The 21,149-nt window shown below is 34.2% G+C and carries 18 protein-coding genes, 1 pseudogene and 2 riboswitches; of the genes and pseudogenes, 5 read left to right on the top strand and 14 right to left on the bottom strand.

All coding sequences use genetic code 11. The features are described 5' to 3' along the window. Positions 1–168 precede the first annotated feature (168 nt). Both HVS_RS02580 and HVS_RS02575 read right to left on the bottom strand, forming a co-directional pair. On the bottom strand, positions 169–2,289 hold the full coding sequence (locus HVS_RS02580; protein WP_101298939.1) for a methyl-accepting chemotaxis protein: 2,121 nt from the start codon (positions 2,287–2,289) through the stop codon (positions 169–171). A 39-nt stretch (positions 2,290–2,328) separates the two neighbouring features. After that, on the bottom strand, positions 2,329–2,667 hold the full coding sequence (locus HVS_RS02575; RefSeq protein WP_101298937.1) for a hypothetical protein: 339 nt from the start codon (positions 2,665–2,667) through the stop codon (positions 2,329–2,331). 272 nt (positions 2,668–2,939) lie between these two features. Between HVS_RS02575 and nagZ the strand changes: the two genes are divergently transcribed. Next, entirely contained in the window at positions 2,940–4,292 is a 1,353-nt protein-coding gene (gene nagZ, locus HVS_RS02570) for a beta-N-acetylhexosaminidase (protein ID WP_242971647.1), read from the top strand. Here the strand turns inward: nagZ and HVS_RS02565 are convergent. The 9 genes from HVS_RS02565 to HVS_RS02530 all read right to left on the bottom strand — a co-directional run bounded on the left by HVS_RS02565 (position 4,284) and on the right by HVS_RS02530 (position 14,465). Continuing rightward, positions 4,284–5,249 (bottom strand): tetratricopeptide repeat protein, encoded by a 966-nt coding sequence (locus HVS_RS02565; protein WP_101298935.1) that lies wholly within the window; start codon positions 5,247–5,249, stop codon positions 4,284–4,286. The genes nagZ and HVS_RS02565 overlap by 9 nt on opposite strands. Then, on the bottom strand, positions 5,239–6,183 hold the full coding sequence (locus HVS_RS02560) for an OmpA family protein (protein ID WP_101298933.1): 945 nt from the start codon (positions 6,181–6,183) through the stop codon (positions 5,239–5,241). Before HVS_RS02560 ends, HVS_RS02565 begins: the two co-directional genes overlap by 11 nt. 11 nt (positions 6,184–6,194) lie before the next feature. Continuing rightward, complete coding sequence (locus tag HVS_RS02555) at positions 6,195–7,667, bottom strand: methyl-accepting chemotaxis protein (protein ID WP_101298931.1); 1,473 nt, start codon at positions 7,665–7,667, stop codon at positions 6,195–6,197. 249 nt (positions 7,668–7,916) lie between these two features. Then, positions 7,917–8,897: an FAD:protein FMN transferase gene (locus HVS_RS02550; RefSeq protein ID WP_242971714.1), complete on the bottom strand. Its 981-nt coding sequence runs from the start codon at positions 8,895–8,897 to the stop codon at positions 7,917–7,919. Positions 8,898–9,365: 468 nt separating this feature from the next. After that, on the bottom strand, positions 9,366–11,684 hold the full coding sequence (locus HVS_RS02545) for an ATP-dependent Clp protease ATP-binding subunit (RefSeq protein WP_101298927.1): 2,319 nt from the start codon (positions 11,682–11,684) through the stop codon (positions 9,366–9,368). Between the two features lie 622 nt (positions 11,685–12,306). Further along, positions 12,307–12,762 (bottom strand): ATP-binding protein, encoded by a 456-nt coding sequence (locus HVS_RS02540; protein ID WP_242971630.1) that lies wholly within the window; start codon positions 12,760–12,762, stop codon positions 12,307–12,309. 2 nt (positions 12,763–12,764) lie between these two features. Further along, positions 12,765–13,001 (bottom strand): hypothetical protein, encoded by a 237-nt coding sequence (locus HVS_RS16900; RefSeq protein ID WP_242971646.1) that lies wholly within the window; start codon positions 12,999–13,001, stop codon positions 12,765–12,767. 101 nt (positions 13,002–13,102) lie between these two features. Further along, a complete protein-coding gene (locus HVS_RS16895) occupies positions 13,103–13,822 on the bottom strand; it encodes a hypothetical protein (protein WP_235827417.1) in 720 nt (239 codons plus the stop codon). 49 nt (positions 13,823–13,871) lie between these two features. Next, positions 13,872–14,465, bottom strand: coding sequence for a hypothetical protein (locus tag HVS_RS02530; RefSeq protein WP_101298925.1), 594 nt, complete (start codon positions 14,463–14,465; stop codon positions 13,872–13,874). A 332-nt stretch (positions 14,466–14,797) separates the two neighbouring features. Continuing rightward, a riboswitch (cyclic di-GMP riboswitch) is annotated at positions 14,798–14,885 on the top strand. Between the two features lie 111 nt (positions 14,886–14,996). After that, positions 14,997–15,084: riboswitch (cyclic di-GMP riboswitch) on the top strand. Between the two features lie 16 nt (positions 15,085–15,100). On the opposite strand from HVS_RS02530, the gene HVS_RS02525 reads away from it, so the two are divergent. Then, entirely contained in the window at positions 15,101–15,961 is an 861-nt protein-coding gene (locus HVS_RS02525) for a transglutaminase-like domain-containing protein (protein WP_101304035.1), read from the top strand. A gap of 273 nt (positions 15,962–16,234) precedes the next feature. Here HVS_RS02525 and HVS_RS17470 read toward each other — a convergent pair whose 3' ends face one another. Both HVS_RS17470 and HVS_RS02515 read right to left on the bottom strand, forming a co-directional pair. Then, on the bottom strand, positions 16,235–17,509 hold the full coding sequence (locus tag HVS_RS17470) for an S-layer homology domain-containing protein (protein WP_101298923.1): 1,275 nt from the start codon (positions 17,507–17,509) through the stop codon (positions 16,235–16,237). Between the two features lie 672 nt (positions 17,510–18,181). Continuing rightward, positions 18,182–18,820, bottom strand: coding sequence for an S-layer homology domain-containing protein (locus HVS_RS02515; protein ID WP_423230878.1), 639 nt, complete (start codon positions 18,818–18,820; stop codon positions 18,182–18,184). On the opposite strand from HVS_RS02515, the gene HVS_RS16885 reads away from it, so the two are divergent. Together HVS_RS16885 and HVS_RS16880 are read left to right on the top strand one after the other, a co-directional pair. Continuing rightward, complete coding sequence (locus HVS_RS16885; protein ID WP_242971645.1) at positions 18,708–19,262, top strand: hypothetical protein; 555 nt, start codon at positions 18,708–18,710, stop codon at positions 19,260–19,262. The genes HVS_RS02515 and HVS_RS16885 overlap by 113 nt on opposite strands. Before the next feature lie 96 nt (positions 19,263–19,358). After that, on the top strand, positions 19,359–20,207 hold the full coding sequence (locus HVS_RS16880; RefSeq protein ID WP_242971644.1) for a hypothetical protein: 849 nt from the start codon (positions 19,359–19,361) through the stop codon (positions 20,205–20,207). A gap of 121 nt (positions 20,208–20,328) precedes the next feature. Here HVS_RS16880 and HVS_RS17690 read toward each other — a convergent pair. Then, a pseudogene (locus HVS_RS17690) lies at positions 20,329–20,679 on the bottom strand (cohesin domain-containing protein); the annotation flags it as partial. On the opposite strand from HVS_RS17690, the gene HVS_RS16875 reads away from it, so the two are divergent. After that, a complete protein-coding gene (locus tag HVS_RS16875) occupies positions 20,667–21,116 on the top strand; it encodes a hypothetical protein (RefSeq protein WP_159063353.1) in 450 nt (149 codons plus the stop codon). The pseudogene HVS_RS17690 and the gene HVS_RS16875 overlap by 13 nt on opposite strands. Positions 21,117–21,149: the final 33 nt, after the last annotated feature.

The following is a 21,149-nucleotide window of genomic DNA, read 5'->3' as shown; positions in this document are numbered from 1 at the left end:
TTTATATTAAAGCATTTTCACAAATTAATGTGTTAATACTTTAACACAATGTATTATATCATAAATTTTTAGAAATTGTAAATATTTTTAAAAAAAAAATAATAAATTTTTTAAATCTTTTATAATAGAATTAAAAATTTTAACCTTTGGTCTTTAAAACAATTTTATTCAATATTTTTCAAAATCATTTTTAAATCCATCATTCTTTTCCATATCTGTATTTGAACTATTATTTTGGTCAGTTAACTGCTCTAACATTTTCATTATTTCCGGATTTAAGCCCTTTTTGTCTGTTTTTTCTACATCTTCAGACTTTGCTTCAAATCTTTCCACCAATTCTTTCATTACCTGCGCATGGCTAGAAAGTTCTTCGCTGGCCGCCGCCGCTTCTTGTGAAATTGCAGAATTTGTCTGAATTACTTGGGAAATCTGATTTATGCTCTCATTAACCTGAGATATGGCTGTAGCTTGCTGGTTAGAAGATTCAGCAATGTTTCTTACATAGTTAAATACCTCATCTATATCTTCAACAATCCTGTTTAAAGCTTCTGCAGTTTTATTTGCAATTTCAGTACCGGAATCCACTTTTTCAATAGAGCCTGCAATAAGAGCAGATGTTTCCTTCGCAGCATCAGAGCTTTTGCCTGCAAGATTCCTTACTTCTTCTGCAACCACTGCAAAACCTTTACCGTACTGACCTGCCCTGGCTGCCTCCACCGCCGCATTTAAAGCTAAAATATTGGTCTGGAATGCAATTTCATCTATAACTTTTATTATTTTTGATATATTACTTGAGGCCTCATTTATCTCATTCATTGCCTGAAGCATTTCCTTCATTTTTTCATTCCCTTCAACAGCGGTATTTTTAGCTGTCAAAGCCAATTCATTAGCCTGATTTGCGCTGGCAGCATTCCGCTTGGTTTGCTCTGAAACCTCTTCCATAAATGAACTAATCTCTTCTATAGAACTTGCCTGTTCTGCTGTTCCTTCTGATAAAGACATACTGGTCTCGGACACCTGATTTGCTCCTAATGCAACTTGTTCTGCCGCAACATTAATTTCGTATAAAATTTTATTAAAAGATTCTATAATCAGATTTAAAGAATCCTTTATTTCCACAAAGTCACCTTTATAATCTCCCTTGATGGCTATATTTAAGTTCCCCTGTGACAATTGTGTCAACACATGGGTAATTTCGCCAATATAGTTTGATAATGTTATTACTGTCTTGTTCAGGGCGTTCTTAATGATGGCATGTTCCCCTTTATAAATTCCTTTTACATATTCTTTTAATGAACCTTCTGAAAGCTTTTGAAGCACCTCTGATGCCTCTTCTACCGGTTCTAATACAGCATCTAAAGTATTGTTTACACCTTCAATTACCTCTTTGTAAACACCGCTGAATTTTTCTGTATCCCCTCTTGTACTAAGTTCTCCTTCTATAGCCGAATTTGTCAGCATTTCTGTTTCTTTAACCAAATCAGAAAGCGTATCGGCCACAAGGAGCATACTGTTTGAAAGGATGTCCTTTTCTGATTTCGGCTCTATATTTACATTTAAATCTCCATTTGCTATTTTTTCTGCTACTTCCGCCTGATGCATTACATTATCTATCATTCTTCCAAAAGAATCAATAAGTTCCCCTATTTCATCCTTTGAGGATGATTCAATTGAAATATCCACATCCCCTTCTGCCAATGTATTTGAAACCTGTACAAGCTGCTTTAACGGCTTTGTTATAACCTTCTTTACAAAAAACCATACAAAAATCAATAATAAAATTTCCAATATAATTGTAGCTATGGAGATATGTAGTATGGTTCTGTTTTTTACCACTGCAACCTCGTCATATTTCTGTCCTGCAAAAATAACACCTATTGTCTGATTTTTTTTATCTATTAAAGGCTTATATGCTACCACATATTCTGCCCCAAGAATTTCTGCATTTCCAGAATACTGCTCATTTTTTACCAATACCCTGTCTGCTATTTTACTATCTAGTTTTGTACCTAATATCCTTTTTCCATCCATCTCAATGGTGGTATTATGCCTTACATCTCCTAAAAACAGCGTAAGCTCAGTTTTATAAATTGATTTTAACTCGTCTAAAAGCGCCAGGTTGTCAAGACTGTACCCAAGGGAAATAACACCAATCAACCTTCCCTGTTCCCCATATACCGGCACCCCTGCCCGTGCAGCAAATTCTACCAGACTGCCTTTTTCTATTGTTGTAAAGGCTTCACCTTTAAGGGCAGACTGCACATTGTCCTGATTAATTATACTGTCCAAAGTGCCATCAGAAGTAAAGGTACTGGCTATAACTGTTCCTTATGTGTCTGCTACTTTTATAAAATCCACTGCCATCTTTTCCTTGAATGTGCCGATAGTATCAGATAAAAGATTTGCATTTCCTTCTGCTAAGCCTCTTATTATATCCGGGTGAGCAGCCAAAACATTTGCAAATTCCAATGCATCTTTTTGCAATTTGCCAAGCTCAGCTTCCAGTCCTTCCATTCCTTTAATTACCTGCTGCTCGCTAAAATTGTGAATAAAATAGCTAAATTGGCTTGTGGCTAAAGTTACTATTATTGCTATTGTCAAAACAAATGCAACTGAAACCCCCAACATCAATTTTACCCCTATTTTTTGATTTCTTAAAAAACTCATTCAAACATCTCCTTCTCTGTATTTTTATATAGTATTTTTTATATATAAATAATCTTTAATATGTATATCGGCACATATTATATAATCTTCATACATAGTAGTATTCCAAAATATAACTGATATGCGGGTTAGAGTAAAGTTATTGTAAGGAATAATACATAAAATATCATATAAAATTGAAAAAAGATGACATCCTTAATGTTATTGATAAAATTTATCCCCATTGATAAAATAGATAATGTGAAAGTAAAGAAATTAAAGGTTGTGTTAATTTGAAAAAAATAAATTCTTTAAAAATATTCATGCTTCTTATTTTATTATTTGTCTTTTTATTTACTGGATGCAGCGTAAACCAAAGCCCGGATCTTCCCCAAAATACAGAAAAACATCCTGAAGGTGCGGATATGGACATGGATACTAAAAGAGATATAAATACAGATACGGATATGGATGCGGATGCAAATTCAGATATAGATTTAGATAAAGATGTACATTCAGATTCGGATAAAGATGTGGACCTTGATGCGGATTCAGATGTAAATTCAGATATAGAATCAGATATAGATCCAGATATTATAGACAATTTAGTTTCCTCAATGACATTAGAAGAAAAGATAGGACAGCTTTTTGTTGTCGCATTTAGAAAAAACGGTGAAGACAAAAACCTTTATGAAATGGATGAGCATGTTAAGAATCAAATAGAAAAGTTTAAAATAGGGGGTGTTGTATTATTTAGTGAAAATATAAGCACCAGGGAGCAAACATCAAATTTAATTAAAAGTATGCAGTCTGTAAGCAAAATACCCCTATTTATCTCTGTGGATGAGGAAGGGGGACGAATAAGCAGACTTGGAAGCAATCCTGAAATGGGAATTACAAAACTTCCTCCTGCAAAAGAAATAGGTGAGACAAATGACCCGGACCTTGCATACCGCCTTGGAAGAAAGTTGGGAAGTGAGCTTTATAGCCTTGGATTTAACATGAACTTTGCCCCCGTTGCCGATGTAAATACCAACCCCCAAAATCCTGTTATAGGTGACAGGGCATTTAGCTCTGACCCCCAAATAGCAGGAATAATGGTTGAACAGTTTGTAAAGGGGATGCAAGAACAAAATATAAGTTCCGTTTTAAAACACTTTCCCGGACACGGAGATGCTTCTGAAGATTCCCATAAAGGGGCGGTTGTAATAGAACACAGTATTGAAAGACTTAGGGAGATAGAATTTGTCCCTTTTAAAAAAGGAATATCTTCAGGTGTTGATGCCATTATGACAGCCCATATAATACTCCCTGAAATAGAACCGGATAATTTGCCTGCAACTCTTTCAAATAAAATATTAACAGGTCTTTTAAGAGAAGAACTAAATTTTGGCGGACTTATAATAACCGATGCTTTAGAAATGAAAGCCATAAAAAAACACTGGTCTTCTGGTGAAGCATCAGTTATGGCATTTAAAGCAGGTGCAGACATTCTCCTTATGCCCGAATCACTAGAAAAAGCGTATAATACCATCCTTGAGGCTGTTTTAAACGGGGACATTGCAGAAGAAAGAATAGATAAATCTCTTTACAGGATACTTAAAGTTAAATACAAAAGAGGCATATTAGAAGGTATGCTAAACTGACTCTGCATATCCATATAACTCCAGTATTTGTTTGTCCCGTTTTGAAAGTTTAACATTATTTTTATCTCTAAAAATTAAAAGAGTCTGGGCAACAACTTTATCTATCCATCCTGATTTTATAAGCTTTTTGCAGCAATCATAAACAGAATTGTCGTAAAAGGAATTTTCCTTACACCAATATATATACCTCCACATTATTTCAGGTTCTAATTTTTTATTGTATTTATTTGCCAAATTGTATATCTCTGATGTTTTTTTAACATCCCCCTTAAGCATGGATGCCAATAATATTATCCCTGCATATTCATCTGAACAATTGGAAGGGGGAATTGATGTAAACTTTTTGGCAATATTCATATCATAAACAAGTTTATTACCTGAATTTGATAGGTTGTTTAAAATATCCCATCTTAATTGATCATCCAGCCCGTCCCAGTACACACAGGTTTTGTACATCTGTGTAACAAAAATGTTATTTTCACCGGTTTTTAAATAATACATGCACAAAATAATCTTTAAAACTATATTGCTGGACTCCTTTGGTACCAAGTCTCTTGCATATCTCATAGTGTGCTTTAAAAACATACTTTTAAGAAAACCTATGGAGCCTGTTCTGAAGAAATCACTTTTACTATAAAAAGAGCTTACACCCCGGACAAGCTTAACCCTAAATATATAGTTTTTATTAATATCCTGCCGGTGTTTAGAAAAGAGATACACTGCTTTTATAAACTTTTTTCTGTATACATATAATTCTATAAGGGCTATTATGGCACGGGTATAATTTTCATCAACAGAAAGGGCCTTTTTAAAATAGTTTTCCGCAGTATTATATTTTCCAAGGCTGAAATAAAGCCTTCCTAAACAATAGAAGCCATAAGCTTTATTGGGATTTTCCTTTACATACTGCTCATATTTTACTATTCTTATATCTATTTTTTCAGTTTTATTCTTCATATATATCACCATGTATCAAGCTAAGTTTTTCACTGGTTTCTTTAAGATAATCCTCTATTATATCTTGAATACTTGAGTCTTTAATAGCTATTTTTATCTCTATTCTCCTGTTCCTCTGCCTTGCGGTTTCACTGATTCCCAAAGCTATTGGCCTGAATTTTGAAAATCCCACCGTTGCAAAGAAACCGGCATATTTTTTCTCTAGTTGGGGATTTGAACTCATAAGGTAATTTACAACTTCAGCTGAACGCTTTGCAGACAATTCCCTGTTATAACTTGAGGTGCCCACATCATCAGTGTGCCCTTCTATATTTATTGAGTCAATATAGTTTCTTATATCCCTGTCATCTAAAATTTTTTCAAATGCTATTGCAAACTGGTCTAAAAGTTCTCTCCCTTCCGGCTTAATTTCATAGGAATCCGTTTCAAATACAAGACTTTCATTTATAATAATATTTGCATTATCCCCTATGGTGACCAGTTCTTCCCCTCTTGCTGTTGTTCTTCCTAACTCGCTTTCTATAGAGTGTTTTACTTTTTCCAGAATATCCAAACGAAGAACTGCTATTGACTCAAGTTTTGAACGCAATTCATTTAATTCACGGTTGCTGTTTAAAATTATTTTACGCTGCTCATAAATTTCCTTTTGTGAATTTGCTAAATCATCTTCTATCCTTTCTGCTTCAGCTTTAACTTTTTCCAGCTCTGCTTTTTGAATGGCTAACTCATTTTCAACATTTTTAAGTTCTAATTCTTTTACTTCTAACTTCGCCACATTATGCAGTAATCTGTTTCCGGTAACCATATTTTGTATATATGCTAATAACATTAGAAAAAACAGTATTAGGGCAATTGTTGACATAACATCTGTAAAAGAAGGCCAAAAATTTGGTGTTTCGTAATCCCGTTTAAAATTTCTTCTTCTGGTTTTCATTAAGTTTCACCTCAATTATTTCTTAAAAGCCTTTTTACATCGTCTAACTGTTTATTTATCTGGGCTGATGCATTTTCATGGTATGTTATCATCTGGTCAGGAAGCATTGTAATTGTTTTAGCTAATAATTTTTCATTTTCCTTAAATTCATCCATAATGGTAAATATTTCTTTTAAAATACCATCCATACTTTCAACTACTTTTTGGGATACAACTTTGCCGCTTTCATCTAAGCTCTTTGAAAAGGCCTCTGCTGTTTTTTCTCCTAACAGGTCAATTTCTTCTCCTAACTTTGTCATTAAACCGTTTATTTTATCATGATATTCTTTTATTTCCTCAGTCCTGACACTTAAATCAGCTTTAATTGTTTCACTTAATTCATTAATTGTAGATACTGTATTCTTCACTTCTACAACTATATTTGATATATCATAAATCACCTGACGGTTATATTCAGTCATTTCCTCCGCAGCATCCTTTATATCTTTAGAGAAATTTTCAATTGAACTGTAGTTTTCAGAAATAATTTCAGATGTATCTGTCAGAGCTTCGGTAACTTTTATAAAGCTTACATCCATTTTCTCTATATTATTCCTGAGATTGTTGTTAAATTCAGTAAAATCCTTTATATTTGATGCAAAGTTTTTGAGGGATAAATCAAACTTTTCTACAGTATTATCCAATGCTTTAGAAGTAACATTTACGTCCATTACCACACTGGTAAGACTTTCCCCAAAAGACCGGACAGTTTGTTTTAAAGTGTTTTCTATTTTTTCTCCAAATTCTACAAATGTCTCCCTCAATATCCTGTTCATCAAATTGTACTCTGTCTCTTTGTCCTTTGCAATAACAAGGGATACTGTATTGTCCAGATACTCTTCAATGCGAACCATTAAAGTCTCCCTGGCTTCTTCCACACTGAATAAAACATTAAAAATGGTAAACAATATTGAAGTGGCTATTCCAAAAAGGCTTGTGGTAAATGCTACCCCCATGCTGTACACAGAAGGAATAAGCTCATTTAAAAAACCTGTGGAAAATGTAGGATCTGTAACTGCATCTGACTCCATTATTTTTCTAAACACAGTTACTAAATCAGTAACAGCCAAAGTCAAGCCAATAAATGTTCCTAAAAGACCAAGGGTTATTAATATTGAAACGGTGTGTTTAATAAACCTTTCAAATACAATACAAGTACGGAGATTTGTATTAAAACAATTTTCTATTATAGCCTGGGTATTTACCTCATTATAATTAACTATAGCAGTGTCTTTGTAGGATTGTGCTATTTTATTTAGTAAAGGGCTTTTAAATTCCCCTTTTTCATTATCTTTATTTTTCTCTAAATCATTTTGGATGGAAATGTATCTTCTTCTAACTATTAAGTTAATGGTACATGAAAATATAAAAACAGAAAGAATGATAAATATTATAGCCACACCTATTGGATCTAAATTTACTATCATGTCGGTAAAAAGACTCATGTATACCACTCCTATTATTAAAATTAGACAACAAAAAAACTTTTTTTGAACTGACTCCTATGCAACTTATGCAAAAACTATAAATTCATTTCAAACCGGATAAAACTAAAGATGAAAACATGATGAAAATATAGTCTTTTATTATTTTGCTATGAAGATTTTAACAAGGCAAGTTTACATTGTGTGGTCGGTTGAATCTAAATATATAATATCATATTTTTTTAAAATGAGATATACTTTTTATAAAATTCATTGGTTATACTCTTTTTTTACTATATCCACCTTATCCTTAAGCCCTTCAGTGGTATATACATATTTATCCTTAGTAACAATTATTCCTTCAAATCCATAAGCTTTTTCCATTATTTCAAGTCCTTCATCTACACCTAATACAAAAATTGACGTTGCCAAAGCATCTGCATCAATGGAGCTTTCTCCAATAACCGTCGTGCTTATTACATTTGCTTCAGCAGGACAACCTGTATAGGGGTTAAATATATGATGATAGCGCTTGCCGTCTATTTCTACATAACGCTGGTAATCCCCGGATGTAACAACGCTTAAATCCGAACCTTCAATTACAGCAAAATATCTGGAACCTTCATTTTGGTACCTTGGATCTTCAATTCCAATTCTCCACAGACCACCTTCCGGCTTGTTTCCAATTACTGCAATATCCCCTCCCATATATATAAGGGCATGTTTTATTCCACCTTCTTCTAAAATTTTTCTAACCTCATCCACCGCATATCCTTTTGCAATTCCACCTAAATCAATTGCCATTCCTTCCATTTCTAAAAAAACCGTCATGTCATCAAGATTAAGCTTTATTTTTTTATAATCCACCAAATTAAGGGTTTCATTTATTTCCTCTTCTGTTGGTATATTTTTATTCCCATTGTTTATATTCCACAGTTTAACCAGCGGATATATTGAAATATCAAATGCCCCGTTGGTCAGTTCCCCATATTCTAACGCCTTTTGAACGACAAAAAAAGTATCCTCATGAACTTTCACAGGTCTCTTCCCTGCATTTTGGTTTATTAATGAAACATCACTTTCTGAAATTGTAACACTCATTTTGTTTTCTATATCGTATATTCTGTTTATGGCCTTTTGTAAAACCTTTTCGGCTTCTTCATCCCCATATACAGTTATATTTATTACTGTATTTAATGCAAATATCTCTTTTTGTATTTTCTTAACCTTAGGGCTGCAGCCTGATAGCATTAATAGCAAAATTATACAAATGATTCTTATAAAAAAGATATACTTTTTATCATTTTTTATTTTTAATATCATTATTTTTCATCTTCCTTATGTTTTTCATTTTGTCTTTCATATTCTTATATTTTCACATTGTCTTTTATATCCTTTTTATTTATTTATTTTTATATCCCTTTTTTATATCCTTATATTTTATCTTTTTACTCATTTTCTCTTATTAGTTATTTTAGTTTTGTATTTAACACATTTTCTTCATATATTAAAATATAATTTCTTTTTTTTTAAATATAATTTTTTTATATTTAATATAATTTTAATAATATTTCTTTATTTAAATGATATAATATATCTAAACCTTTGTTAACAATTTTTCATACACAACCTCTATATTTTATAGATTTTCAAGATAAAAAGCGTTTATTTTAAATTTATCTCAAAATAAACGCTTTTTGTCGTTAAAAAATGCCAATATTATTTGAATTTTATTTCTTCTCCTTCCATGTAAACCACAATACTGCTTCCTTCTTTGTACTCCCCCCTGATATACATATCTGCAAGTTCATCTTCAATATATTTTTGAATGGTTCTCCTTAAAGGGCGTGCCCCATATTTAGGGTCATAACCTTTTTGAAGTATAAAATCTATAACCGGCTCTTCTATTTCTATTGTCATATTCTTTTCTCTAACTTCATCTTCTATTTCTTTAAGCATAAGTTTGACTATTTCCTTAAGCTCGTCTTTTTTCAACCGGTCAAATACAATTATTTCATCTATCCTGTTTAAAAACTCAGGTCTGAATATTTCTTTCAAAACATCTTTTATTTTGTTTTCCATGACAGCATAGCCGTCACTTCCAAAACCTATCCCACTTGCCTTGTTACTTGTTCCCGCATTAGAAGTCATTATAATTATGGTGTTTTCAAAATTTACCAACCTACCTTGGCTGTCAGTTATCCTGCCATCTTCAAGTACTTGTAAAAACATATTAAATACATCCGGATGGGCTTTTTCTATTTCATCCAGCAATATAATAGAATATGGATTCCGCCTCACCTTTTCGGTAAGCTGTCCGGCATCATCATAGCCTATATATCCCGGAGGTGCACCAATTAATTTGGCAACTGCATGTTTTTCCATGTATTCTGACATGTCAAATCTTATTAGGGAATCTTCGCTGCCAAAGATCTCCTCTGCAATTGCTCTTACCAGTTCAGTTTTACCTACACCTGTCGGACCTACAAATATAAAGGATGCAGGTCTTTTTTTCTTCTTAAAATCTGCCCTGCTTCTTCTTATAGCTTTAGAAACACTTTTAACCGCATTATGCTGCCCTATTATTCTTTTGTGAAGGCGTTCTTCTAATTTCAAAAGTTTCTCTGCTTCCATTTCAGTAAGTTTTGTAACAGGTATACCGGTCCAGGTTTCTATCACATGTGCAACATCATCCGGAGTAATATACACATCTTTAATCTTTTCTTCCATTTCTTCTATTTGACTTAAAAGCTTGCACTCCCTTACCTTTAAATCTGCAGCTTTCTGATAGTCTTCGATAGAATCTGCCGACACTGCATTTTCTTTCTCTTCCTGTACACTTTTCAGCTCTTCTTTTAGCATATCAAGTTTTGCTAATTCTACATTTTTTATATTAGCCCTTGAACCTGCTTCATCCAATATATCTATTGCCTTATCCGGCAAAAACCTGTCATGGATATACCTTTCTGAAAGATTTACAGTTAATTTTATTATTTCATCGGTTATTTTCACCCTATGAAAATCCTCATAATAATCCTTGATTCCCCTTAATATTTCAATTGTCTCTTCAATGGACGGTTCTTCAATAATTACCGGCTGAAACCTTCTTTCCAGCGCAGCATCTTTTTCAACATATTTCCTGTACTCATTAAGAGTTGTAGCACCTATAACTTGTATTTCACCTTTAGCAAGAGCAGGTTTTAATATATTAGCTGCATTCATTGCACCTTCTGCTTCCCCGGCCCCGATAATATTGTGAAGTTCATCTATAACCAATATTATATTTCCTAATGTCTTGGCTTCTTCTATAATTCCTTTCATCCTACTTTCAAATTGTCCCCTAAACTGTGTTCCTGCTACTACACTTGTTAAATCAAGTAAATACACTTCCATATTAAAGAGTTTTACCGGCACTTCCCTTTGGACAATTTTAACTGCAAGCCCTTCAGCAATTGCAGTTTTTCCCACACCTGGTTCTCCTATTAATACAGGATTGTTTTTATTTCTCCTGTTAAGTATTTGGATAATTCTATCTATTTCTTTATCCCTGCCTATGATCCTGTCTATTTCATTGTTACGGGCTTTTTCAGTAAGATTGTCCCCATAGGTATCTAAATATTTTTTTCTTTTAGTTGCCTTTTTTTCTTGTGTTTTTATTTTTTTGTTATTTTTAAAATCCCTTCCTCCGTCTTTCTCTTCATTTATTTCACTATTTTTTGAATTTTTATTTCCTTCCCTTCTAAATAAATTCTTATTGAATATGCCTAAAAACGGGTTTGCAGAGTTTGTAAATTCCTCCGGCATATTATCAACAAGGTCGCTAATATTCATATCTTGTATAAAATCCTTCATCTGCTTGCTTAAATCATCTATTTCTTCATCAGATATACCTGTTTGTTCAAGTATCTGGTTTATTGGCTGGATCCCATTCTTTTTTGCACAAGAAATACACATTCCTTCCTGAGTTTGTTTTCCATCTATTATTTTTGTTATAAAAACAACCGCTATATTCTCTTTGCAAATAGAACACATCATCATGTTAAAACACTCCCATCTGTAGCATACTCCGTTTTAAAGTATAAAACCGTTTTAGATGCATTAAAAACCAATCTATTTAATCACTATAAAGGTGCATGCGCTGTATGCATAGATTTACATAACACCAATAAATTCCCAGTCCCTCGCATTTTTTTTCTTAACTAAAGTATAGCACACCGCAACAAGTGGTGCAAGAATCCAGTTACAGTTAAAATGCATTAATTACAGTTATTGTAAATTTTTAAATTAAATTAGATAATATTTTCAAATTATTTTAGGTCAATTTTACCACAAATTAGTGAATATTTTCAAATTAAAATAGGAACGCGATAATCAAATTTTCAAATTCCAGTAGGATTCAAAATAAAATTTGGAAAAATAAGTATTGCATAACACTTTCAAATTTGTACAATAAAAATGAGCAGATTAACTGCTCTTAAAATTTTAATCAAAATATTGATAATAGAAAACTTTTAAGTATAAATTCAATAAGTTTACAACATTTATTACTTAAACGGTTTATAACCGTTGTACTAAGGCTGCCGGTTAAAGATAAAAGTATTTTAGATTTCAAAGTCTTTTTGTCCTTGGTATACGATTTCTTCATCTACATGCTTTTGCTTTATTGAACAAGCATACATAAGGCTTGAGGTTGCAAGACTGTTAACAAGGCGGGGTACGCCTTTTGATGCAGAATAAATAGCTTCAATTGCAGCCTGGGTATATAGTACAAAGACATTATTGCTTGTTGTATCTGATGAAACATTGTAACCTTCTTATGTGAAGGCACTTCTCCTAAAGATATTAAAAGACCCCGGTAAAAATCCATAACGGTAACTGTTGAGAGAGAAAAATAGCAGGGTTTGTAAAGTCCCGGATTTAACCCGGCTGAAAATTTTCTTAAGGCGGTGGATTTTCCCATTCCCGGTTCACCGACTAAAAGAAACATTCCCCGGATGTTTTGAATATATTTAAATCTTGAATTTAATTCCTTAATATCTTCACTTTCATAAACATCAGAAATATCAATTTCTTTTCCAAAAGGATTGTATTTTAGTCCAAAAAACTGTCTGAACATAATTATTTCTCTCCTTCCATAATTGTTTTAAATGAAATTGTTTGTTTTGATTTAGGCATGTCAGCATGTGTTACAGATACTTCGTTATTTTGTAAATCCACTATTAACTCAGAATTTTTAGGTCTGCCCCTTCGTTTCATATGGGCATTGTCATGAAATTTAACCTGCAAGGCTTCACCGATTTTCTTGCCTTCATAGTATATGAATACCGGCTCTTCTAAACTCTTAATTTTATTCATATTAAGTTGGGATAAAAATCTTTTTCTAACTGTTAAAAAGAACCTTTCTATTTTTCCCCGGCTATGTGCAACAAAGGGTTTCGAATGTATAAGAGCGCATCCTACGTCCGCGCACATAAATTCAAACTGCTGTGAACGGTAAATCTTCCCATTGTCCGTATAGAGCAGGGAAGGTATGCCTCTTCCTGTATGTAAGGTCCATACATTAAATCCCCATACCACAACTCATTTATATATTGATGTGCAAATCTTTTAATTTCTTTTTTCTCTTCAGTTTCATAAATGCTTTCATGATTTGAAAATTTTAAAAACCTGTATAGTGTGGTAAGTGATATTTGCCCTTCTTTTAATATGCCTTTTTTTATTAGTTTATCATAGATGATTGTAGTAGGCGCTTTAGGATATTTTCTTTTCGTCTCAAGGATTTTTTCAGCAAGTTCTGTATCTATTTTTCTACAATTACCCCTGTCTTTCCGGTATCCGGGTTTTAATGCATCCAATCCTCCACGCATGTAATCACAGTACCAGGACTCTATTGTTTTAGGTGAATATTTTCTTATGCCATAGTGTGGCATTTCTACGGGTTTTGATGAAATTTGAGCATAATAGTCCTTACGATTATTCACTTGTCCATTTAGGATCGGACTTATCAGTGAAAATCTTTTTAACGCAATGGCATTTCTTACCTCTTCACTTAACATATTCCTGACCTCCTGTTGCATTTTTAGGAAGCCATGACCGGTCAGGCTGTTCTTTACCACGGATGTTACCATAGTTATTTGCTCAAGTAAAGGAAAATATGGTGTTGCGGTTGATTTCATTAAAAATTTTTCATAAGACGCTTTTTAAAATCCTATTTTAATGTTATAATCATGCTGCAAGAAATGTTTTAGCGGTAGCTTGATAGTATTTTTGAGAGAATAGTTGAATGTTGGGGAATTCTCTTACTACTATTGCTAAAACGTTTCTTGCTTTTTCTGTGTTTCCAAGAGTTTCATCCGGTAATTTCACTTTGTGTATTATTTGTCTTAATCCATTTTGTATTGTATTGAGATTTTTAATGAATTTTTTTCTGTAATAGTATAGAATTTGCCTTGAAAACTGTACGTTGTTTTTTAGATTTAGTTGTTTTATAACTGAATTAATACTACCTTTACGATAAAATAAATTATATATGTATTCAAAAATATGATTTATTGCATTAATAAATCCGGGTAAACAAAAGTTAGAAATATATGATATGGTGCATCCACATAGAGGACATATATAGCGTCTGATTACTATTTTCCCTTTATATTCTTTTGAGTAATAATATCTTTCATAGAAGCCATGTTTGCGGAAACTAACTAATTTATTGCATTTTGGATTGTGACATCTTTTAGTTGGTGGCGGTGGAAAAGGATAATTTCTCCCAAGTTTAATATATTCATGAATTCCTTCATGAACATTGAAGATATATTGCATTTTTACATCACCCTCCGCAATATATTATAAAAAATAATCCTACTGTAAAGTGAAAATATTTTTTCAAATTGCGGTAGGGTTAAAAATTTTTTTCACCTATTTTAATGTGATAAAATAAGGGTAGATTTACCTAAATTAAAATGAAAATCTACAAGTTATCAAATGGTTTTGATAGCAATTATATATTTAAGTTTAACACTAAATTTGATATGAGCAAATAGGAAATCAACAAGTCAAATAGAAAGTCAACAAGTAAGAATTAAAAAATAAGAAATATATTGAAAAATCCTTTGTTTTGTTATATAATATATGTATACAAGTTAATAATTATATTTTGAAAAGGGCAAATCTATCGAAAGGTAGAGGCGCAAAGCTACGGGTCTAAGGTGATACCATCACTATGACAGCCGGGTTGCCAAAATAAGAGTATGATGTACGTTTACAAGCTCTGTCTGGTAGTCCGGTCAGGGCTTTTTGGTTTTCTAAAAAACAAAAAAACACATCATACATCCTTTCGATAATAATGTACCCTTTCGATAATAGCAAACTCAATGAAAATTGAGGACGCAAAGCCACAGGTCTTCGGTTGATTTACAACCAAGACGGCTGGGTTGCCGAAAAAGGGAGGAATTGTTATGAGAAAAAGTCTTAAACTTATTACTATGCTTTGCATAGTAGTAACAATGTTTGTAAATGTCTCATTCGCTACATCTACATCTACAAATACTACGTACACCCCAGGTTTTATGCGGATTAACAAAGTAACTCTCCAAAATATCCCTCCAAAAGTTGAAGGTAAAGTTACTCTCACAGGAACGACAGAAAATGCAAAAATAAAAATTCTTGTGGTTAAGGATGAAATCCAGCGCTGGTATGATGTTAAACTTGAAAATGGTGCTTTTCAAGAAGAAATATGGCTGATTGATGGAACAGGAAATTATACAGTTTCAGTATTAGTTCATGTGGTGGACAGGAAATACCGTTACGGTCCCACTGTAAAAGTTGAAAATCTAACTGAAGTTAACAGGTTTACAGTTCCTACATTACATGTTGAAAGCAATCATGAAGAAATTATTCAACTGGCAAATGAACTAACTAAAAATGTTAAATCTGACTTGGAAAAGGCACGACGGATTCACAATTGGGTATCATCAAATATTACATATGATTATGAAAAATATTACAGGCAATTAGAGAAAAACTTTGATAATGAGTATGGAGCTCTGCATGCCTACAGAACCCGCACAGGGGTATGTTATGATTACTCTAATTTAGTTGCTGCTTTAGGAAGAGCCGCCGGTCTACAGGTGAAAGTTATAAAAGGTAATTATACCGCCCCTGGCCGCAATGAGCTTCATGCATGGAATGAAATATACATTTCAGAAGAAGACAGGTGGATCACATTAGATTCCACATTTGCTGCATCATCTGTAACAAGAGACTATTTTGACAACAGTGCTGATTTTATATATCATGAAAAACTTGATGTTTATTAAAAAAAGATAATCAAAAGCCCCTTTTCTCATCAAGGGGCTTTGATATGCTATATCTTCATATAATATATCTTATGTAATATTTCGAATAATGTTTTGAAAATGTCTATATAATACTTATATAATATTTTATTATAATTAATATCTTATATGCTGTTATATAATATTTCATATGCTTCATTTTTAATTAATATTTTTTATATGTTTTTTTTAATTTTATTTTATATATATTTTTATTTATATAACACAATATTATTATATGATATAAGGACACTATTAATTCTCAATTTTTTCTAAAAAAACTTCCCGTCCTTCTTCGTCAATGTAATACCTGTGAGTAATAGCTCCTTTCGCTATATCACCATAAGCCCAATATGTGCTAGGTACATCTGGAAAGTTTTCCTTAACTCCGTACAATGGACCTCTGTTTAACGCCCTGTTAATTAAAGCAACACTTTCAGCACGTTTAATGCTGTTCTGAGGTTTAAAAGTCCCATCCGGATAACCATTAATGTAACCGGAATCTGATAATTTTTCAATGTATTTTTGAGCCCAATGTCCTATACAGTCATCAAATTTATTCTTTACTTGTTGAGGTTCCTCCATTTCCAGGTATTTAAGTACAACTGTTGAAAACTCAGCTCTGGTGATTCTGTTGTTGGGCTTAAATGTTCCATCCGGATAACCGCTAAACAAACCTAATTCTGAAACATACCTGACAGCCCACGCCGCCCAATGGTCATTTGGTAAATCAGTATAACTAATACTGCTCTTAGGCTGGGCATTTTGGTCTACCTCTAATAAATTAGCAAAAATAACTGCTGCCTCTGCCCTGGTTATGCTGTTTTCAGGTTTGAAATTTCCGTCTGGATAGCCCTTTAAATACGCCTTATGTATACCTTCCTTCCTGCTGCCTGGTATCAAACTATCCGGCTCATTCTGGTCATTAACATCTGAATCTTCATTATCTGAAATCTCATCTTGAGCATCATCCTCATCATTGTCCGTCGGAGCTATATCCTTTCCACCACTAACTTTCACTCCACCTTTTACAAAATCAGTTGGCAACAATACCAAATCATATCCAGAAATAGTTAGCCTAGATGTCAGCTCAATATAGCTCATTCCATTTTTGGCAGAATCATTAACTTTAAATACCAATATTATAAAATCCCCGTCTTCTTTTATTAATTCTTTGCCTACCCCTGTTTCATCCACAAACATTACTGCCACTTTTCCCGGATCATTTATATTATACCTAAAATTTATGTTAGGATTTGTAACTATTTTTCCTGGTTTTAATTCCACAATTTCTAATACATCTTTATCATATTTCAGTCTAAAATCGCAATTGTTAATTCCTGAATCAGGTAAGTTTGAAAATGATACTGGAACTTCTATTCTCTCCCCGACTTTAGCTTCTACAGTTGCCACTTTTACACTTATGTTACTATTTGCCATAGCTGGTATACTAAATAATGATATACTAATTAAAATACTCACTATTATAAAAACAGAAATATAAGCAATTGATATTTTTTTTACTTTCATTGCCAGACCTCCCTAAAATAAATAAACCAACATACTCATACTATTTTTCTTCATATATTTCTTTTAGTTAATTGTTACTTATTTTTTGCAGTTCTATATGGTGTTGTTTTTATGCAGATAATGTTTAATTCTAGCATTCTTCTTTTATAGTGCCGTAATTCTATAATAATATGTTGCAATTCCTTTCCTAACTTTAAAACACCCCCGTTTATAAAATTCTAGACCTTGTCTTATTATTGATTCTGACTACCTCTTAAATATATCAATTCACCTCCGGAATAAAACATGTTTGGTAAGTTTATTGCTCCATTGAACTCTAAATATGACATTTTAAGAGTTTGCCGGAACTTTTTATGAAGACTGACTATTAAAGCAGACTTGCCAAGTACCTTTAAAATTTAAACATCTGAGAAATCACGGGAAAAATACATATTACAGTTTTAAAAGAATATCACCGTCATCTGACATCAACTTCCCCTAAAATAATTTAATTTTTATATAATTAATTATGTAGCCTTGAAAATGATTATATAAAAATTATAAGGCATTTTTAGTAAAACATCAAGATGCCTTTGATAATATTTTGATATCCCGTATCTAAGTTTTAAGACAATAATATAAAGGTTGCTGTGTCAATTTTTATGACACAGCAACCTAAATGTTTTCTAATTTCTATTTTTCTAATATCTCTACAAGTACTTCCCGTTTATCTTCATCTATTCTATATCTATGATCAAGCGCACCTTCTGCGATATCGTAGAATGCCCAGTGTTTTTCTGTAACGTCTTCAAATATTTGTGGTGCTCCGTATAGCGGTCCTCTTTCTAGTGCTCTGTTCATTAGGGCAACAGTTTCAGATCTTAATATCTTATTCTCAGGCTTAAATGTTCCGTCTGGATAACCACTAATGTAACCAAGCCTTGTAAGCTGTTCTATATAGTTTTCAGCCCAGTGTCCCTTTGCATCTTCAAACGTGAATTCACTAAATTGAACTTCACTGATGCCTCTAACTAATTTTAAGAACTTAAACACTGCAGTTGAAAACTCAGCTCTTGTTATGTTTTGGTCAGGCTTAAATGATCCATCCGGATAACCTACAAATAAGCCTTTATCTGATGTAAGCTTAATTGCCCATGCTGCCCAGTGACTGTCATCTACGTCTGTATATTTGTTTCCTATCAACAAGTTAGAATCTGCGTTGTATCCTAATATTCTGGCAAATATCGCAGCAGCTTCTGCCCTTGTTATATTCTGGTTAGGTCTGAATAAACCGTCCGGATATCCACTTAAGTACGCCTTATGCTCACCAATAGAAGGACCACCCGGGATTGTTGGAGTTGGCTCTTCTATATCAGATGTTGGCGTTGGTGTTGGTGATGTTGTTGGTGTTGGCTTCGGTGACGTTGTTGATGTCGGTGTTGGTGTTGTTGTCGGTGTTGGTTTCGGTGATGTTGTTGGTTTCGGTGATGTCGTTGGTTTTGGTGACGTTGTTGGTGATGGTGATGTTGTTGGTTTCGGTGACGTTGTTGGTGTCGGTGATGTTGTTGGTTTCGGTGACGTTGTTGGCTCTGGTGATGTTGTTGGTTCTGGCGATGTTGTTGGCTCTGGTGATGTTGTTGGTTCTGGTGATGTTGTTGGTTCCGGTGATGTTGTTGGCTCTGGTGATGTTGTTGGTCCGGTGATGTTGTTGGTTCCTGGTGATGTTGGTTCCGGCGTTGTTGCTGGTTCTGGCGTTGTTGTTGGTTCCTGGTGATGTTGTTGGTTCTGGTGATGTGTTGGTTCTGGCGTTGTTGCTGGTTCCTGGTGATGTTGTTGGTGTCGGTGATGTTGTTGGTTCCTGGTGATGTTGTTGGTTCCAGGTGATGTTGTTGGTTCAGATGTGCTGGTTCTGGTGATGTTGTTGGTTCTGGCGTTGTTGTTGGTCTGGGTGATGTTGTTGGTTCTGGTGATGTTGTTGGTTCTGGCGTTGTTGTTGGCTCTGGTGATGTTGTTGGTTCCGGTGTTGTTGTTGGTGTCGGTGATGTTGTTGGCTCTGGTGATGTTGTTGGCTCTGGTGATGTTGTTGGTTCTGGCGTTGTTGTTGGCTCCGGCGATGTTGTTGGTTCTGGTGATGTTGTTGGTTCCGGTGATGTTGTTGGCTCTGGTGATGTTGTTGGTGTCGGTGACGTCGTTGGCTCTGGTGATGTTGTTGGTTCTGGTGATGTTGTTGGTTCTGGTGATGTTGTTGGTTCCGGTGATGTTGTTGGTTCTGGTGATGTTGTTGGTTCTGGTGATGTTGTTGGTTCTGGCGTTGTTGTTGGTTCTGGTGATGTTGTTGGTGTCGGTGATGTTGTTGGTTCTGGTGATGTTGTTGGTTCTGGTGATGTTGTTGGTTCTGGTGATGTTGTTGGTTCTGGTGATGTTGTTGGTTCTGGTGATGTTGTTGGTTCTGGTGATGTTGTTGGTTCTGGTGATGTTGTTGGTTCTGGCGTTGTTGTTGGTTCTGGTGATGTTGTTGGTTCTGGTGATGTTGTTGGTTCTGGTGATGTTGTTGGTTCTGGTGATGTTGTTGGTTCTGGCGTTGTTGTTGGTTCTGGTGATGTTGTTGGTTCTGGTGATGTTGTTGGTTCTGGTGATGTTGTTGGTTCTGGTGATGTTGTTGGTTCTGGTGATGTTGTTGGTTCTGGTTCTCCTGCTATCAGTGGCTCTGGCTGTATAACAACGTAATCATACACCTGGCGACCATACCAATTAAACAACATTGTTCCTTCTATTCCAGTTGACATTGACTCGGTGTTTTCAAATCTAATTACTGTATCTTTTTCTTGCAGAACTTTAAACCCTAGTTGTCCTAATACTCCAGATTCTTCAGCTACTCCTGAAGCCTCATAGCTTGGAAGATCCACATACATTGCTACATAACCTGCTATACCTTCTGAATAATTAGTACTTACATATGTAATTAAATCGTATTTTCCCTCTACAATGATTTCCCTATTTAAGAGCATATCCCTACTGCCTAATCTTTCACCTTCTAGATTAACTATTTCCAGTACTTCTGGATCGTATACTATGTTTATGTGATATCCTGCAAAATAAGGTATATTCTCAACTCTAAACGTACCTACTACTATATCTCCTTCTTTTATATACTTCTGACTTAAGTCCAAAGTTATATATGATTCAGGCATTGTTGTTGGCTCTGGTGACGTTGTCGGCTCTGGCGATGTTGTTGGTTCTGGTGACGTTGTTGGCTCTGGTGATGTTGTCGGTTCTGGTGATGTTGTCGGTTCTGGTGACGTTGTTGGCTCTGGTGACGTTGTCGGCTCTGGCGATGTTGTTGGTTCTGGTGACGTTGTTGGCTCTGGTGATGTTGTCGGTTCTGGTGACGTTGTTGGCTCTGGTGACGTTGTCGGCTCTGGCGATGTTGTTGGTTCTGGTGACGTTGTTGGCTCTGGTGATGTTGTCGGTTCTGGTGATGTTGTCGGTTCTGGTGACGTTGTTGGCTCTGGTGACGTTGTCGGCTCTGGCGATGTTGTTGGTTCTGGTGACGTTGTTGGCTCTGGTGATGTTGTCGGTTCTGGTGATGTTGTCGGTTCTGGTGTCTCTTCTTCCTCGTCAGTTATAACTATCTCCCCTGGCTGTACTACTTTATAGCCTG

The sequence above is a fragment of the Acetivibrio saccincola genome (assembly GCF_002844395.1).
Classification (GTDB): Bacteria; Bacillota; Clostridia; order Acetivibrionales; family Acetivibrionaceae; genus Herbivorax; species Herbivorax saccincola.
This window is presented reverse-complemented; position numbering and strand designations above follow the sequence as displayed.